Origin of the sequence: Streptomyces anulatus (assembly GCF_014650675.1) — a bacterium.
Classification (GTDB): Bacteria; Actinomycetota; Actinomycetes; order Streptomycetales; family Streptomycetaceae; genus Streptomyces; species Streptomyces anulatus.
In genome coordinates this window covers 184,459-201,104 of the sequence record NZ_BMVK01000014.1, presented here as the reverse complement: position 1 = coordinate 201,104, position 16,646 = coordinate 184,459, and the positions used below count along the sequence as shown (strand labels likewise).

The 16,646-nt window shown below is 73.4% G+C and carries 16 protein-coding genes; 7 read left to right on the top strand and 9 right to left on the bottom strand.

The features are described 5' to 3' along the window. Positions 1-381 precede the first annotated feature (381 nt). Both IE272_RS29095 and IE272_RS29090 read right to left on the bottom strand, forming a co-directional pair. Entirely contained in the window at positions 382-576 is a 195-nt protein-coding gene (locus IE272_RS29095) for a hypothetical protein (protein WP_190008803.1), read from the bottom strand. Between the two features lie 439 nt (positions 577-1,015). After that, positions 1,016-2,785: a dolichyl-phosphate-mannose--protein mannosyltransferase gene (locus IE272_RS29090; protein ID WP_056703597.1), complete on the bottom strand. Its 1,770-nt coding sequence runs from the start codon at positions 2,783-2,785 to the stop codon at positions 1,016-1,018. Positions 2,786-2,838: 53 nt separating this feature from the next. Here IE272_RS29090 and rsmI point away from each other — a divergent pair, with 53 nt between their 5' ends. Next, on the top strand, positions 2,839-3,735 hold the full coding sequence (gene rsmI, locus IE272_RS29085; RefSeq protein WP_229897790.1) for a 16S rRNA (cytidine(1402)-2'-O)-methyltransferase: 897 nt from the start codon (positions 2,839-2,841) through the stop codon (positions 3,733-3,735). Positions 3,736-3,764: 29 nt separating this feature from the next. Here rsmI and IE272_RS29080 read toward each other — a convergent pair whose 3' ends face one another. The 5 genes from IE272_RS29080 to IE272_RS29060 are packed head-to-tail and all read right to left on the bottom strand — an operon-like array spanning position 3,765 to position 7,722. Next, positions 3,765-4,835 (bottom strand): serine hydrolase domain-containing protein, encoded by a 1,071-nt coding sequence (locus tag IE272_RS29080; protein ID WP_050358878.1) that lies wholly within the window; start codon positions 4,833-4,835, stop codon positions 3,765-3,767. Then, complete coding sequence (locus IE272_RS29075; RefSeq protein WP_050358879.1) at positions 4,832-5,761, bottom strand: DUF6895 family protein; 930 nt, start codon at positions 5,759-5,761, stop codon at positions 4,832-4,834. Before IE272_RS29075 ends, IE272_RS29080 begins: the two co-directional genes overlap by 4 nt. Further along, positions 5,758-6,831, bottom strand: a complete 1,074-nt coding sequence (locus tag IE272_RS29070; protein ID WP_050358880.1) for a DUF6895 family protein — start codon at positions 6,829-6,831, stop codon at positions 5,758-5,760. Before IE272_RS29070 ends, IE272_RS29075 begins: the two co-directional genes overlap by 4 nt. Next, complete coding sequence (locus IE272_RS29065) at positions 6,828-7,535, bottom strand: hypothetical protein (RefSeq protein ID WP_190008801.1); 708 nt, start codon at positions 7,533-7,535, stop codon at positions 6,828-6,830. Before IE272_RS29065 ends, IE272_RS29070 begins: the two co-directional genes overlap by 4 nt. Positions 7,536-7,545: 10 nt before the next feature. Beyond that, on the bottom strand, positions 7,546-7,722 hold the full coding sequence (locus tag IE272_RS29060; RefSeq protein ID WP_007455151.1) for a hypothetical protein: 177 nt from the start codon (positions 7,720-7,722) through the stop codon (positions 7,546-7,548). 453 nt (positions 7,723-8,175) lie between these two features. On the opposite strand from IE272_RS29060, the gene IE272_RS29055 reads away from it, so the two are divergent. From IE272_RS29055 to IE272_RS29030, 6 genes are all read left to right on the top strand, one after another. Continuing rightward, positions 8,176-8,547 (top strand): hypothetical protein, encoded by a 372-nt coding sequence (locus tag IE272_RS29055; protein WP_050358882.1) that lies wholly within the window; start codon positions 8,176-8,178, stop codon positions 8,545-8,547. A gap of 179 nt (positions 8,548-8,726) precedes the next feature. Beyond that, positions 8,727-9,593, top strand: coding sequence for a TatD family hydrolase (locus IE272_RS29050; protein WP_190008799.1), 867 nt, complete (start codon positions 8,727-8,729; stop codon positions 9,591-9,593). A 205-nt stretch (positions 9,594-9,798) separates the two neighbouring features. Then, the gene (locus IE272_RS29045; RefSeq protein ID WP_190008818.1) at positions 9,799-11,085 is read left to right on the top strand and encodes a resuscitation-promoting factor; all 1,287 of its coding nucleotides are present in this window, start codon (positions 9,799-9,801) and stop codon (positions 11,083-11,085) included. Continuing rightward, positions 11,082-11,954, top strand: coding sequence for a 16S rRNA (adenine(1518)-N(6)/adenine(1519)-N(6))-dimethyltransferase RsmA (gene rsmA / locus IE272_RS29040; protein WP_050358885.1), 873 nt, complete (start codon positions 11,082-11,084; stop codon positions 11,952-11,954). Before IE272_RS29045 ends, rsmA begins: the two co-directional genes overlap by 4 nt. A gap of 5 nt (positions 11,955-11,959) precedes the next feature. Next, the gene (locus tag IE272_RS29035) at positions 11,960-12,859 is read left to right on the top strand and encodes a 4-(cytidine 5'-diphospho)-2-C-methyl-D-erythritol kinase (protein WP_056703623.1); all 900 of its coding nucleotides are present in this window, start codon (positions 11,960-11,962) and stop codon (positions 12,857-12,859) included. An 89-nt stretch (positions 12,860-12,948) separates the two neighbouring features. Further along, entirely contained in the window at positions 12,949-14,316 is a 1,368-nt protein-coding gene (locus tag IE272_RS29030) for an acyltransferase family protein (RefSeq protein ID WP_190008797.1), read from the top strand. Here IE272_RS29030 and IE272_RS29025 read toward each other — a convergent pair. Both IE272_RS29025 and IE272_RS29020 read right to left on the bottom strand, forming a co-directional pair. Then, positions 14,313-15,392 carry a hypothetical protein gene (locus tag IE272_RS29025; protein ID WP_190008795.1) on the bottom strand — a complete coding sequence of 360 codons (1,080 nt, stop codon included), beginning with the start codon at positions 15,390-15,392 and terminating at the stop codon, positions 14,313-14,315. The genes IE272_RS29030 and IE272_RS29025 overlap by 4 nt on opposite strands. Beyond that, positions 15,389-16,516, bottom strand: a complete 1,128-nt coding sequence (locus IE272_RS29020; protein WP_190008793.1) for a hypothetical protein — start codon at positions 16,514-16,516, stop codon at positions 15,389-15,391. The genes IE272_RS29025 and IE272_RS29020 overlap by 4 nt, the downstream gene beginning before the upstream one ends. Between the last annotated feature and the right edge of the window lie 130 nt (positions 16,517-16,646).

The window sequence follows — 16,646 nt, the reverse complement described above, 5'->3', positions numbered from 1 at the left end:
TGCAGTGCCAGTGCTGGCAGTGTGAGTGCAGTGGCGAGTGTGAGTGCAGTGCCAGTGCAGGCAGTGTCAGTGCAGTGGTTTGCTTGGTGTGAGGGCAAGCACAGATGTCGCAGGTAGGGCTTCTACCTGGGCATACACGTCTACCCTCTGCAACCGGTAGCAGCTGACAGTGCAAAGGACGGAGCTAGTACTGGCGACAAGAGAGGGCTAGCACTACAGCTTCTTGTCAGTGCGCTACGGTAAAGACGTAGCTACAGCCTAGGCTGTAGAAACAGCAACAGCCCCCGCCACTGGTTGTAGAAGGGGCTGCTGCACATCACTCGCGGGATTCATCCTGTGACCACTGCCCCTTGGCGTAGCCGCGCCTGGGGGCAGAGTGCGTTACAGGCTGCTGATGATCTGCTCCAGCAGCCAGCGCCCTGCCTGGAGGATCCAGTCAGAGACTTCGTCAGCGAACATCACCAAGATGATGTCCGCAGGCGAACGCTTGTCGTTAGATGAGCCCCGACTCAGCTCCGGCTCACGATTCTCGTCCGAGGGATGAGGATCATGTCCGTCACTGTCCGCGTTGCTCATATGAACTTGTCCTGCTATCCGCCCGTCGTGTGGAACCGGGGAGGTCGCGAGCACGACGGGCGTACCGTCGCGACCCCCTGGAGCCACGCGTCAGACGAACTACCCGAAGTCTAGGCGTTGACCACGGCACGAATGAACCGCGACCACAACTTCCTGGTAGCAGGATCAATCCAACCACTAGATCTAGGGTTCGACCGATTTTCGGCTCTTCCGGCGTGTCGTTCCTTGACTCCGGGACTTCCGTAGCGCGTTAAGGAAAATGCGATCAGGTACGGTCGCTCGCCGCACAGTGGAGAGAGCGCATCCGCGCCGCTTGGTGAACTCGTCCTCCCGGGCCGTCTGTGGGCCGTCGAGGGAGGGCCCGCAGACGGCCCACTACCACCACCAACGACCACGGCGGGTCCGACACCAGCCGGTGTCGGACCCGCCGTTTCCCCAGCTAGACCCAGGTGTCCAGCCACATCCGGTCCCGCCACAGGTCCTCCGGGATCGACGTCCCCGTGAACAGCGGCCAGAAATAGATGAAGTTCCAGACGATCAGGAGCACCAGCACGCCCACCGCGATGGCCCCCAGCGTGCGGCGGCGTTCGCCGGTGGGGTCCTCGGTGGTGAGGCCCAGTTCGGCCCGGGTGCCCGTGCCCGCCGCCGGGCCCGCGATGGCGCCCAGCATCATCGTCACGGCCAGACACAGGAACGGGACGAACACCACCGCGTAGAAGAGGAAGATCGTCCGCTCCTGGTAGAAGAACCAGGGCAGCCAGCCCGCCACCACACCGCAGGCGATGGCGCCCGCCCGCCAGTCGCGGCGGAAGAACCAGCGCCAGACGACGTACGCGAGGGCGAAGCACGCCAGCCACCACAGCAGCGGGGTGCCGATGGCGAGGACCTCGCTGGCGCACTTGCCGGTCGCCGACTCCTTGCAGCCCGCCTGTTCCTCGTAGTAGTACGACACGGGCCGGCCCAGTACGAGCCAGCTCCACGGGTTGGACTCGTACGTGTGGCCCGAGGTCAGGCCGACGTGGAAGTCGTACACCTGGTTCTCGTAGTGCCACAGGCTGCGCAGCCAGTCCGGGAACAGCCAGCTCCAGGAGGAGTCCTTGCCCTCGGTGGCCGCCCAGTTGCGGTAGTAGCCCTTGTCCGTGACGATCCAGCCGGTCCAGGACACGACGTACGTGACGATCGCCACCGGGACCGTGGAGACGAAGGCGGGGATCAGGTCCCGGCGCAGCACCGCCTGGTACGGGTGCACGGCCCCTGCCGTGCGGCGCGCGCCGACGTCCCACAGGACCGTCATCAGGCCGAACGCGGCCAGGACGTAGAGGCCGTTCCACTTCGTGGCGAAGGCCAGCCCCAGCATCACGCCCGCCGTCAGCCGCCACGGCCGCCACCCCAGGCGCAGGGTCTCCGCGACCCGGGCGTCCGGGCGCAGCACCCCCTCCTCGTCCACCGGCAGCGCGTCGGCCAGTCGGCGGCGGGCATGGTCCCGGTCGGCCACCAGGCAGCCGAACGCGGCCAGCACGAAGAACATGACGATCAGGTCGAGCAGCGCGGTCCGGCTCATCACGAAGTGCAGCCCGTCCACCGCGAGCAGCAGCCCCGCCAGACAGCCCAGGAACGTGGAGCGGAACAGCCGCCGGCCGATCCGGCACAGCAGGAGCACGGAGATCGTGCCCAGCACCGCCACCATGAAGCGCCAGCCGAACGGCGTGAAGCCGAACATCTGCTCGCCGAGCCCGATGATCCACTTGCCGACCGGCGGATGCACCACATAGCCCGGGTCGGTCGGGATCGGGACGGAGGAGGGGTCCTTCAGGATCAGCTTGTCGACGTCCTTGGGCCAGGACCCCTCGTACCCCTGGTTGACCAGCGCCCACGCGTCCTTCGCGTAATACGTCTCGTCGAATATCACCGCGTGCGGCTGGTCCAGCTTCCAGAAGCGCAGCAGCCCGGCGACCAGGGTCACCAGCAGCGGGCCGCCCCAGCCGGACCACCGGACCAGCCGGTCGGCGACGTGCGGCGGGATCGCGAGCACCGACCACACCTGCCGTCCGGGCCGCGTGTACGGCGGGTCCAGCCGGTCGCGGAGAGAGATCTCCGGGCGGGGAACATGGCCGAAGCGGCGCAGCCGCCGTTGCCAGGAGGTCGGCTGTTCGCCGAGCGGGTCCCCGGCGTCTTGGCCCCGCTGGGTCTCGGGTGCGGTACTCGTCACCGCGCCATCGTAGGGAACGCATCTGTGCGAAGGGCGTTGCCCGTGCTGCGAGGATGGCTGATGTGACTGGAACGACTGGAACGCTCGTGCTCGCAGGGACCCCCATCGGTGACGTGGCGGACGCCCCGCCACGCCTCGCCGCCGAACTGGAGCGGGCCGACGTCGTCGCCGCCGAGGACACCCGGCGGCTGCGTCGGCTCACCCAGGCGCTCGGCATCCACACCTCGGGGCGTGTCGTCTCCTACTTCGAGGGGAACGAGTCCGCCCGTACGCCGGAGCTGGTCGAGGCGCTCGTCGGTGGCGCCCGGGTGCTGCTTGTCACGGACGCGGGCATGCCGTCCGTCTCCGACCCCGGCTACCGGCTCGTCGCCGCCGCCGTGGAGAAGGAGATCCGCGTCACCGCCGTGCCCGGGCCGAGTGCCGTCCTCACCGCGCTCGCCCTCTCCGGGCTGCCCGTCGACCGGTTCTGCTTCGAGGGGTTCCTGCCGCGCAAGGCAGGGGAACGCCTCTCCAAGCTCCGGGAGGTCGGGGACGAGCGGCGCACCATGGTCTTCTTCGAAGCCCCTCACCGGCTCGACGACACCCTCGCCGCCATGGCCGAGGTCTTCGGCGCCGACCGCCGCGCCGCGGTGTGCCGGGAGCTGACCAAGACGTACGAGGAGGTCAAGCGCGGCCCGCTCGGCGAGCTGGCCGTGTGGGCCGCCGACGGCGTACGCGGAGAGATCACCGTCGTCGTGGAGGGCGCCACCGAATCCGGCGACGAGGGGCTGGACGCCGAGGAGCTGGTGCGGCGCGTGCGCGTGCGCGAGGAGGCGGGGGAGCGGCGCAAGGAGGCGATCGCCGCCGTCGCCGCCGCCGCCGGGCTGCCCAAGCGGGACGTCTTCGACGCGGTGGTCGCCGCCAAGAACGCGGAGAAGGGCGCGGGGAAGAGCGCCCCGCCGACGCCGTAGCGCCTACAGGGGCGGGGAAGCCCCGGTAGTTACGGCGATTCCGTCAGCAGGCCGTACGCCGTCGCCACGAACGTGTCCGCCCGGTGCACCCGCCGGGTCGCCGTCGCCGCCACCGCGAGCCCCGTGTCCGGGCGGAAACCCAGGAACGCCTGCTGGCCCAGGGTCGCCCCCGCGTGGAAGAGGACCGGGCCGTACGGGGACGGGTGGTGGAACCACGTGAGCGTATGGGTGTGGGCGTGGCGCCAGCCGCGCCGCAGCAGGGGGCGGCACACGTCGGTGAGCGCGGCGCTCAGCGTCGGGTCCCGGGGCGCCGGGTCCCGGGGGTCCGGCCCGCCCAGATGCGCCTCCAGGAACGTCAGCAGGTCCAGCGGGGTCGCCCGGACCGCGCCCGCCGCCGTGAAGCCCCCGGTGTCCAGCGCGGGCACCGGCGTCCCGTCGCGGCGGTGGCCGACCGCGTCCGCGCCCTCCGGCCCCGGGCGCACCCGGGTCGCGTCCAGGCCGAGCGGGGCCAGCACCTGCTGGTGCAGCAGGACCTCCCACGGCGTGCCGGTGGCCGCCGCCAGGGTGTGGCCGAGGACCGAGACGGCGAAGTTCGAGTAGTGCCAGCGGGTCCCGGGCCGGTGGCGCGGGCGGGCCCGCAGGAAGGCCCGGACCACCCGGTCGGCCGGATAGCCGCCGTACGGGTCGGTGGACCAGCGGGGCACCGCCTGCGGGTAGAAGTCGGCGGGCAGCCCCGGCAGCCCCGAGGTGTGGGTGAGCAGATGGCGCAGGGTGATCCGGCGCACCGCCGGGTGCACCGGGAAGCCCGGGGCCAGCAGGTCCGCCGCCCGGTCCGCGTACCGCACCCGGCCCTGCGCCACCAGCCGGGCCAGCAGCAGCCCGGCGAACGGCTTCGATGCCGAACCCAGCTCGTGGCCCAGCAGCTCACGGGGGACCGGGCCGGGCTCCCCGCTCCCCCCGGTGTGGACGGTGCGCACCCCGTTCCGGCTGACCGCGAGCACCAGGTCCGGCGCGTCGACCGCCCGGGCCGCCTCGGCCAGGAGGCGGGCGGTGGCAGGGGAGCCGGGGGTGTCCACACGGACCGCCGTCACGTCCGTCATGCCGGGGCCGGCGTCGCGCTGAGGTCGGACAGGGCGCGGGACATCGCGAGCGCCGAGGCGAACGCGGCGACCAGCGTCGGGTGGTAGACGAGGTCGAACACCGACTCCTCGTCCCCCTCCGGCATCCCGCCGACCACCGGCATCGCCCCGTCCGGCTGCTGGGCCTGCGCGAACCCCTGCCAGGCCGCCGGGTCCAGCGTCGGTTCGGGGAGACACGCGTCGACGACCAGCAGCTCGCCCAGCAGGTCCCAGCGCTTCAGGTCCAGCCAGTCGTCCAGCCAGACCGGCAGCCAGAGGGCCAGATACTCCGCGATGTCGGCCGGGAGCCCGGCCGGCTTCTCGCCCCAGTCGGTGAGGTGGAACACCGTGTGCGTGATGTCGTAGCCGATATGGCCCTCGACCGTCCACGGCTCCGGCCGCCGCGCCAGCCAGGTGTGCGCCAGCGCGGCCGTCTCCGGAACGCTCGGCTCCGCCCCGAACCGCCGCTCGATCGCGCTCAGCCCGAGCCGCCGCACCGGCAGCACCTCCAGCGCCGCCCAGCTGGACAGCCGGTGGTTGAGGCGGATCGCGGACTCCAGGTCCGGCTGCCGGTAGCCGAGCTCCCGGAACGGTACGTAGACCTCCAGCGGCACCGGCGAGAGCGGCTCGCGCCGCTGGCCCTCCAGCAGCCGGGCCCCGGAGTCCAGCAGCTCGTGCCAGGCGTGGTCCAGGAGCTTGTGGGCCAGGGAGGACTGCTGCGAGCCGGCCACGCCCTCGCGGAAGATGACCTTGCCGATCAGCGCCAGCTCGCCCAGCGGCTTGAAGCGGTCCAGCATCCCCGCCTCCGGGGACGGGTCGGCCTCCAGCCGGAATCCCTCCCGGTGTTCGTACAGCCAGCCCAGGGCCTTCGCCCCCACGTCGTGGATCTGCTGGATGCCGCTGCTCATGCGGTCCGCCTTTCCCGGCCGGGCACGGACCCGTCCGTCTGCCCCGGCGACCGCAGCGACCTCAGGGACAGGGCCGCGGCGAAGGCCGTCACGAGCGTGGAGTGGTAGCAGTCGATGAAGGGATACGGGTCCGGCGCGGGATCCTCGACCGGTACGCCGGTCTCCGGGACGCAGCCGGTCGGATGCTGTACGTCGGCGAGCACCGGCCAGACCGCGTCCAGCAGGGCCGCCGGGGCCGGGCCCGGCAGCGACGCCGCCACCGCCAGCAGCTCGCCGGTCAGGTCCCACTGCCCGCTCTCCAGGCAGCCGTCGGCCCACGCGGGCAGCCAGGTCCGCAGATAGCCGTCGATCCTCCCGGGGACCCGGTCCGGCATCCGGCCCCAGTCCGTGAGGTGGAAGACGGTGTGGGTCAGCGCGTAGCCGGAGGGGCCCTCGAACATCCACGGCTCCGACAGGCCGCCCAGCCAGGTCCGGGACAGGACCGCGCCCGCGTCGGTGTGGGTCACCACGCCGACGCGCCGCTCGGAGTTGACCAGCCCCAGCTGCCGGTTGGCGTGCTGCTCGGTGTGGGCCCAGGCGCGGGTCGCGGTGAGCGGGCCGGCCAGGGCCTCGAAGCCCTCGTGGCGCAGCCCGTACCCGGCGAAGGCGGCGTAGATCTCGTACGGGTACGCGGCGAACGGCTCGGCGCGCAGCAGCTCCAGGAGCAGTTCGCCCGCCGCCGTCTGCTCCCAGGCGTACGCGACGAGGTCCCCGGCCAGCTCGTGTTCCGGGGTGCCCGGGTCCGTGGTGCGGCGGATCGTGGAGCCGAGCTGGGCCAGTTCGCCCAGCGGCTTCAGCGTGGCGTTGACCTGGGTGTGGGGTTCCAGGACGTCGTCGGGGAGCGTGAAGTGCGCCCGGTGCGCGTCCGTCCAGGCGAGCGCTCCGCGCAGGACGCCGGGGAGGACGGCGAGCGCGGCGCCGGGGGCCGGGTGCTCCCGGCGGGCCGCGCCCCCGGGCCCCGGCCCCGGGCGACCCCGCGGCCCCCCGGCCGGGCGGTCCTGGGAGGGGTCCTGCGTCGCGGTCGTGGTCACCGTGCCCTCGCTTCGGCGAGCAGCCGGGCGGCCCGCACATGGAGGGTGACCCGGGGGTCGTGGCCGCCCATCAGCTCGACGAAGTCCAGGCCGCGTTCCAGGCCCAGCGTCGCCGGTTCGCCGCCGATGGCCGCGAGCCAGCGGCCCGCGCCCGCCGCCTGGAGCCAGTCGCGCCGCCGGACCGCGCGGACGAAGCCGCGCGACAGGTCGACGGCCCGGTTCGCCGCGGCGCGCTGCACGGCCGAGGGGGCCGCCGGGACGGCCAGCGGCGCGAGGACCGAGAGCTGGTGGGTGAACGCCTGCCAGGGGGCCTCCTCCAGCCAGGCCGCGTCGGGCTCCGCGTACGTCGCGCGAGCAGCCGCTCCCGGTGGAGGCGGCGTCACCCGCTGAAGCGTGGAGATCATGTGCCAGTGGCTCCAGGCCGTGGCGGCCGGAGCGTCGGGCTTGGGCGGGAACTCCCGCACCGCCCGGTCGAGTACGGCGACGTCGCCCGGATGCGGATGACGTCCGTACAGAACACTGGGCAGCAGCAGGTCGGCCCCGATGACCCGTGCCGCCGCGATTCCGGTCCGATTCTCCTCGTCGATTCCCGCCGCGCCGCACACCGTGGCGAGGTGGTCCCCGCTCCGAAGAGCGAGGACCACCTCTGTTGCCAGGTCATGCACGGCGCCCGCCAGGGGCGACGAAGCATGTGTCTGGTCCATGTGCCGTCGACTAGCCCTTCTTCGGGCGCGGGGTCGGGGGCGAGAGCAGCAGCGCGCCGCCGCCCGCGAGAAGTGCGAGGTAGGCGCACTCACGGGAGTCGCGGTACAGACCTTCGACCTCGCCCGGGTTGAGGGCGGCGTCGAGGTCGAGCTCGATGTCGGTGGCAGTGGTGTCCGTGGTGAACATGGGTTGTGCCCCGTCCTGTGGGAAATGGGGTGGACGTAATGAGTGAAAAGGAGGAATGGGGCTGCCGCAAATCGGCGTGGGACATCCGGGGAAATCGCGTTTTCAATTGAATGGTGAATTCATGGGGTGGGAGTGCGGATAAAGCCCGGGAATTCAAGGAAAAGAGCCGGGTGGGCGGGGGGTGGTGCGCGGGCGCGTTCACGTCCGGCGCACGGCGTGCTCGGGGGCGCTCGGTGGCCGGGCGGTCACGCGCTGCCCTCCCCTGGTCCAGTCCAGCGCCATGCGTCGGCAAAGGACGCCCAAAGGAGGCCAAGAACGCACCAACATTGGCCCTGAGCTGGTGCGTCCGTACGGGTGGAGGTGTCCACTGGAAGGGACGGGCCACCTGCTCGAAAAGCCTCGGGCGGGCCGCCCGTCCCCGGAGCGCGTGACCCGCGGCCAAGAGGAGCAGGCATGAGCGAGATCGCAGCCACCACTGTCCATGAGGCGTATGCCTTCGCCTGCATGAAGTGCGGGTACGGCTGGGAGCAGTCCTACGAGATAGAGCACCACGTCGACGTCCACGGTCACGCCTTCGTCGTCTACACGGCGGACGGCGAGCGCGTGCCGTCCCCGCTCTCCACGCCCACCTGCACCAACTGCGGCGGACACGTGGTGCGCATCATGCGGGCGGGGCGGGTCGCCGGCGTCCAGGAACTGCTGCGGAAGCAGCAGGCGCCGCGCGCGGCGGAGGCCGCCGCGAAGGACCGGGCGGTGTCGACCGCCGCCGCCCCGGCCCGCCACTGGCGGCTGTCCGACCTGTTCCACCCCTTCCACCGCAGGTGACACGGACCGGCCACCACGGGTGACACGGACCGACCACCGCAGGTGACCTGTGCCAACCACTGCGGGTGACGTGATCCTTCCGGCGCGGACGGGGTGGGCCTTCCGCTGCGGATGACGTGCCCGGGTGGCTTCCGCGGCCGACGATCGTACGAGGGTGGGGCCCTCGTACGATCGTCGGCATGAGCCGTACCGAAGCCCCGCCGCTGCCCGAGCCCCTGCGGGTTCCGGTCGCCGACTCCCACACCCACCTGGACATGCAGGACGCCACCGTCGAGGTGGCCCTCGCCCGGGCCGCCGCGGTGAACGTGAAAGCCGTCGTCCAGGTCGGCTGCGACGTGGCGGGCTCCCGCTGGGCCGCCGACACCGCGGCCGCCCACCCCGCCGTCCACGCCTCGGTCGCCCTGCACCCCAACGAGGCCCCGCGCATCGTCCACGGGGATGTCGACGGCACCGCGCGGCAGGGGGCGAGGGAGCCCGGCGGCAGGGCGGCGCTGGACGAGGCGCTGGCGGAGATCGACGCGCTGGCCGCCCTCGACCACGTACGCGGGGTCGGCGAGACGGGCCTGGACTTCTTCCGCACGGGACCCGAGGGCATCGCCGCCCAGGAGGAGTCCTTCCGGGCCCACATCGAGATCGCCAAGCGGCACGGCAAGGCCCTGGTCATCCACGACCGCGACGCGCACGAGGACGTCCTGCGGGTCCTGCTCGACGCGGGCGCTCCCGAGCGGACCGTGTTCCACTGCTACTCCGGCGACGCCGACATGGCCCGGATCTGCGCGCGGGCCGGGTATTTCATGTCCTTCGCGGGCAACGTGACCTTCAAGAACGCCCAGCCGCTGCGGGACGCCCTGGCCGTCGCCCCGACCGAGCTGGTCCTCGTCGAGACGGACGCCCCTTTCCTCACCCCCGCCCCGTACCGCGGACGGCCCAACGCGCCGTACCTCATTCCGGTCACGCTCCGCGCCATGGCCGAGGTGAAGGGCCTGGACGAGGACGTGCTCGCCGCCGCGATCTACGACAACACCGCGCGCGCGTTTGATTTCTGACCGCCGACCGGGCCCGTGCGGGCACGCTGCGTAGTCGTGTCGCTTTGGAGAGTCACCGGGGCTCCGCTATCGTCCCCGCGCACGACGGGGTGGCGGCGGGCGGATCTTCGGGAGCGGCGTGAGTACTTCGCAGGGCAGTCACCGGGCGGCGCGCGGCGGGTGGCGTACGGCGGTGGCGCCGCCTCCGCCGACCGCCCCGGTGCCGGTGGTGTTCCCCGGCGCGTTCCACGAACAGCTGACCGTCGCCGACGGGATCGTCCCCGCGCGAGGCCCGGCCGCCCACGCTCCGACGGTGGTCGACGTCCCGCTCGCCGCGCCGCCGCCCGTGGTGCCCCGGCAGGGCGCCACCCGGGCCGGCGCCCGGCGGGCTCCCAAGCGCCGCCGGACGCTCGTCGCACACCCCGAGAGCCTGCGGCGCCTCGTCCCGAAGGCCCTCGTCGTCGCCTTCCTGGCCGGCGGCACCACCGCGTTCGTCGCCCACGACAAGGCCGTCCGGCTGAGCGTCGACGGCACACCCCGGACCCTGCACACCTTCGCCGACGACGTCACCGGTCTCCTGGAGGAGGAGGGCGTCACCGTCGGCGCGCACGACGTCGTCTCCCCGGCCCCCGGCACCGGCCTCGACCACGGCGACGAGGTCGTCGTCCGCCACGGGCGGCCGCTCACCCTCACCCTCGACGGCACCCGCCGCCAGGTCTGGACGACCGCCGACACCGTGGCCGGGGCCCTGCGCGCCCTCGGGATCCGCGCCGAGGGCGCGTACCTCTCCGCCGCCCGCTCCGCGCGGATCGCCCGCACCGGCCTGATCCTCACCGTCCGCACCGAACGCGCCGTGACGTTCATGGCCGACGGCCAGGAACGCACCCTGCGCACCAACGCCGCCACCGTCCACGAGGCCCTCGCCGAGGCGGGCATCACCCTGCACGGCCACGACACCACCTCCGTCGACCCCGCGAGCTTCCCGCGCGACGGCCAGACGATCTCCGTCCTGCGGATCACCGACACCCGCGAGGTGCGCGACGAGACGGTCCCGTACGCCGTCGAACGGAGCGAGGACCCCGGGCTGTTCCGGGGCGCCGAGGTCGTCGAGCGGGCCGGCCGCAACGGGGTGCGCCGGGTCACGTACGCGGTCCGGACCGTCAACGGCGTCCGGCAGAAACCGCGCAGGACCGCCGAGGAACTGGTCCACCTGCCGGTGAGCCGCGTCGTGCGCACCGGCACCCGGCAGCGCCCCGCGTCGGCCGCCGGGGCGGACGGGCTGAACTGGTCCGCGCTCGCCGCCTGCGAGTCCGGCGGCCGTCCCGGCGCGGTCGACCCGAGCGGGACGTACGGCGGGCTGTACCAGTTCGACACCCGGACCTGGCAGTCCCTCGGCGGCAGCGGCCGCCCCCAGGACGCACCCGCCGCCGAGCAGACGTACCGGGCGAAGAAGCTGTACGTGCAACGGGGGGCGAGTCCGTGGCCCCACTGCGGCCGTAGGCTTACCGGGTGAGCAGCACAGAGCCCGACGCCCTCCTGGGCCCCGCAGACATCCGCGACCTGGCCGCGAAGCTGGGCGTACGTCCCACCAAGCAGCGCGGTCAGAACTTCGTCATCGACGCCAACACCGTCCGCCGCATCGTGCGCACGGCCGAGGTCCGCCCGGACGACACCGTCGTCGAGGTCGGCCCCGGGCTCGGCTCGCTGACCCTGGCGCTGCTGGAGGCGGCGGACCGCGTCGTCGCGGTCGAGATCGACGAGGTGCTCGCCGCCGCGCTGCCCGCCACGGTCCAGGCCCGGATGCCGGGGCGCGCCGACCGCTTCGCCCTGGTCCACTCCGACGCGATGCTGGTCACCGAGCTGCCGGGCCCTGCCCCGACCGCGCTCGTGGCGAACCTCCCGTACAACGTGGCCGTGCCCGTCCTGCTGACCATGCTGGAGCGCTTCCCCAGCATCGAGCGGACCCTCGTCATGGTCCAGGCCGAGGTCGCCGACCGGCTGGCCGCCCGTCCCGGCAACAAGGTCTACGGCGTGCCGTCGGTGAAGGCCAACTGGTACGCGGAGGTCAAGCGCGCCGGGTCCATCGGCCGCACCGTCTTCTGGCCCGCCCCGAACGTCGACTCCGGGCTCGTCTCCCTGGTCCGCCGCACGGAGCCCATCGCCACCACCGCGAGCCGCGCCGAGGTCTTCGCCGTCGTGGACGCCGCCTTCGCCCAGCGCCGCAAGACGCTGCGCGCCGCCCTCTCCGGCTGGGCCGGCTCCGCGCCCGCCGCCGAGGCCGCGCTCGTCGCCGCCGGGATCTCCCCGCAGGCGCGCGGCGAGGCGCTGACGGTGGAGGAGTTCGCGGCGATCGCGGAGAACAAGCCGGAGGCGGCCCTGTGAGTCCTGTGAGCGCCGCTGTCACCGTCCGCGTCCCCGCCAAGGTCAACGTCCAGCTCGCCGTGGGCGCCGCCCGCCCCGACGGCTTCCACGACCTGGCCAACGTCTTCCTCGCCGTCGGCCTGTACGACGAGGTCACCGCGACCCCCGCCGACGAGCTGCGCATCACCTGCTCGGGCCCGGACGCCGCCCAGGTCCCGCTGGACACCACCAACCTCGCCGCCCGCGCCGCCCTCGCGCTGGCCGAGCGGTACGGCGTCGACCCCGCCGTCCACCTGCACATCGCCAAGGACATCCCGGTCGCGGGCGGCATGGCGGGCGGCAGCGCCGACGGGGCCGCGGCCCTCGTCGCCTGCGACGCCCTGTGGGGGACCGGCGCGAGCCGCGACGAACTCCTCGCCATCTGCGCGGAGCTGGGCAGCGATGTGCCGTTCAGCCTGGTCGGCGGGGCCGCGCTCGGCACCGGACGCGGCGAGAAGCTGACCCCGATCGAGGTCGGCGGGACCTTCCACTGGGTCTTCGCGGTGGCGGACGGCGGTCTCTCCACACCCGCCGTGTACGGGGAGTTCGACCGCCTCACGGCCGGCACCGAGGTCCCGGAGCCGACCGCGTCGCCCGCGCTGCTCGCCGCCCTGCGCTCCGGCGACTCCGGCGCACTCGCCGCTGCCCTGAGCAACGGCCTCCAGCCCGCCGCGCTCTCCTTGCGCCCCTCGCTCGCGGAGACCCTGGCCGCGGGCACGGAGGCGGGTGCCCTGGCGGCCCTGGTCTCCGGGTCCGGGCCGACGACGGCGTACCTGGTGGAGGACGAGTCGGCGGCCCGCAAGGTGGCCGACGCGCTGACGGCCTCCGGAACGTGCCGCGAGGCGCGCACGGCGGTGTCGCCCGCTCCGGGCGCGAAGACCGTCTGACCTCCGCGCCCCCGGACCTCTCGTACTCACCCCGGATCTGAGTACGGTCGCGCTGCCGCGCCCCGCCCGGCTCGCGCGACCGTACGCCCATGGGATCAAGTGTTCGTGAACTGGCCGGGGCGACGCCCGCCACCCGGGACCGCTACGTCGACCTCCTGCGGGTCGCCTCGCTCGGCGCGGTCGTGCTCGGCCACTGGCTGATGGCCGCCGTCACCCCGGACGGGGTCGGCAACCTGCTCGCCGTCGTCCCGGCGCTCCAGCCGCTGACCTGGCTGCTCCAGGTCATGCCGGTGTTCTTCTTCGTCGGCGGCTTCTCCCACGCGCTGTCCTACCGCTCCCTGCTCCGCAAGCGGCCCGAGCGGCCCGAGGGGGCCGGGGGGTCCGAGGACTCCGTCTACTCGGCCTTCCTCCGCGCCCGGCTCCAGCGGCTGCTGCGCCCGACCATGGTCTTCGTCCTGGTGTGGGGTGCGGCGGCGCTGCTGGTCCAACTCCTCGGCGGGGGCGGCGGACTGACCGGCGTCACCCTGCGCATGGTGACCCAGCCGCTCTGGTTCATCGGGATCTACCTGGCCATGGTCGCGTTCACCCCGCCGCTGCTGAAGCTGCACGAGCGGTACGGCTGGGGGGCCTTCGCCGGGCTGGCCGGGGCGGCGGTCGCGGTGGACGTGCTGCGCTTCGCGGCCGGAGTCCCGTACGTCGAGTTCCTGAACTTCGCCTTCGTCTGGCTGGCCGTCCACCAGCTCGGCTTCCTGCGCGCCGACGGCCGCATCCGCCGCCCCGCGCTCCTCGCCGGGGCGGGCCTGGTCACCGCCGGCGCGCTGGTGGCGTTCGGCCCGTACCCGCTGTCCATGGTCGGGATGCCCGGCGAGAAGGTCAGCAACATGGCCCCGCCCACCCTCGCCCTGCTCTGCCACGGCCTCTGGCTCGTCGGCGCGGTCGAACTGCTCCGCGCCCCGGCGGTCCGCCTGCTGGAGCGCCCCCGGGTCTGGCGCACGGTGGTGGCGGCCAACGGGGTGGCGATGACCGCGTTCCTCTGGCACCTCACCGCGATGTTCGGGGTGTACGGGGCGATGCTCGCCCTCGACGTCGAGCTGCCCGCACCGGCGTCGGCCGCCTGGTGGGCCCAGGTCCCGCTGCGGATCGCCCTCGCGGCGGCCCTCACCGCCGGGCTCGTCGCCGCCTTCCGCGCCTTCGAACGCCCCGTCTCCGCTCCGCCCGGAGCCGCCGGGTCCACGGGAGCCGGCCCCCTCGCGGCCCTCGGCGCGACGCTCTGCCTGCTCGGCGTGCTGGGCCTGTCCATGGTCGGCTTCGGCGGCCTGCTGGACGGCCGCACGGCCCTGCTGATCGCGATCCCGGTCAGCGCCCCGGCCGCCGTCGCGATGACCCTGGGCGGCTGGCTGCTGGTGGAGCGGGCGGGGCGGGGGACCGGTGTACGGGCCGGGAGACCAGCCCGCTAGGCCGCCCGCGGCACCTCGCAGCCGTGCGTCTTCGCCGAGCGCTCGGCGAAGCGCTGGAGGGCCGCCCGCAGCTCCCGGTGGTCCACGGTCAGCGCCGTGAACTTCGGGTTGTCCTCGTCGCGGAGGGTGTCCACCTGGAACGCGGCGGTTCCGTTCGCCCCGGGGCACCGTGCGGTCATCGAGTAGCGGGCGTTCGGCGCGTCGGTGTCCCTGTCGTCGGCGTCGTCACGCCGTGCGTAACGCCGTTCGTCGTGGACCTCCTGGGCGGCAGGTCCGTAGTACGCGGTGAAGTCGTACAGCCGTGCCCCGCGCAGCCCGCCCAGGGTGCAGTTCTCCAGGAGCGCCGGAGCCCCGGAGATCTCCGTCGCCGTGCGCACGCCCCACCGGGCGGCGGTCTTCCCGTCGAGCACGCCCGCGCAGCTCCCCGTCGCCGCGGCGACGGGCTTGTGGTCCCTGGCGGTCGTGGTGACGCCGACGCTCTTGACCCGCCCGCCGGCCGGAGCCGCACACGTGATCCGCCGCGCGTACGCCGTCGCCGTCTCCGTGAGAACGGAGACGAGCCGTTCCCGGGCCACCGGGTCGTCGAAGCCGCCCCGGGCGAGGTCGGCGTCCGCCGTGATCATCAGCCCGTCACCGGTTTCCTTGCCGCAGCTCAGCAGCAGCACGGCCTGCGCCTCGTCCGTGTCCTCGTCGTCCGGATTGAACCGGAATGATCCGGTCCAGTTGTATCCCAGCGGTGCGTCGTACCCGCTGCCGTCCCAGACGACCGTCCGGCTGTCCGACTCCCGGGCCGACAGCACCAGCCCGGCGTCCGTGTCGTCGTCGGACGCCGTGACCGTGCAGTGCCGCCGGTCGGTCCAGCCGCCCGACGAGCTCAGGGATATGCCGTCGAACAGCTCCCGCACCGCACCGGCCGCCAGATCGCCGTCGCAGGCCGCGTCCAGGGCCCGGTCGGCGCGCCAGGAGTCGTAGCCGCCGGAGACCCAGAAGAGCCCACCTGCCAGCACCACCGCGGTGACGGTCCAGGCCGTCGTGCGGCGCACCCACCGCCTGCGCCAGAAACGGACGTCGCTCACTTCCACACCTTCCCGAGGACCTTCACCGCACGGCAGTCGGACGAGGCCAGATACGCGTCGAGAATCCGGTCGGCCCGGCCGGCCGCGAGAGCGGACGCGGCCGTCTCCACCCGCACCCGGCTCAGCGTCCGGCCTCCCGAGCACGAGGACTCGGCCCAGACGGCCAGCACGTACGACTTCTCGCCGCTCTTCGGTTCCGGGGCCGGGGACAGGGCGGCCAGCTCGGCCCCGTACGCCGTGCGCGCCTCGGGCAGCAGCGGGCCCCGCCAGCTCACCGAGGTCACCCCGGCGAAGTGGTCCAGCCGGTCCGCCGGCTTCGCACGCGGCACCGTCAGGGAGCAGACGTCCGCGTCGTCGCCCGTGAAGCCGCGGGGTTCGCGGTCGTCGCGCCCCCGGGCCTTCCCGTCGAGCATCCCCGGCCGGAACCAGCGACAGGCCCGCGGGACCTCGTCGGAGTCCTCGGAGTCCTCCGTCACGCGGCCCGGCCCCGGCCGTACGTCCGACGGCTTCACCGCCGGGCCCCCGCAACCGCCCCGGTCCCGTACGTGGTCGGCGACGGCCGTCACCACCGTCCCCAGCTCCTTCGCCGCCCCGGCGGCCTCCGACCCGTCGTCGTGGTCCAACGAGGCGTGCACCCGGAAGCGGGTCACCGGACGCGGGTAGCCGGGCAGACCGGCGGGGCAGCCGACGGTGACCTGGGTGGTGGCGGTGCGGTACGCGGTGGCCCAGTCCGGTTCCTTCGCGGTGCTCGCGGAGAGGATGTCCCCGGGCCGCACACCGGACAGCGGAACGTCCAGCACCGGCACCGCCACCAGCTCCAGACCCCCGGACCCGCCCCAGCCCAGCGAGCACCGCACCAGGGTGCGCGGCCCGCGCCCGGACGGCCCGGTCAGGTCCAGGTCGGAGTGGAGCTCCCAGGTCTCGTCCCCGGGCAGCAGCCCACGCACCGTCTCGCGCGGCAGCACGCCCCCGCACGCCGTTTCCAGGACTCCGGCGTTATGGGCGTCGCGCCGCTCCGACCGTACGAGGACGAACGCGGCCACCAGCACCGCTGCCAGGCCGACCACAGCCGCTTTCGGCAGCCACCGGTGCCCTACGAACCGTTCCCATGCCGCTGCCGCCACCCCGGCCCCCCTTACCCGCCTCAAGATCGGTCGGCGCACGCTATCGCACGCCCTGCGGCCGTCGACGGAGAGCGAGGAGAACAGGCCATGCCCCGCGCCGTACCCTGGGAAGGTCGATCAACCCACTAGG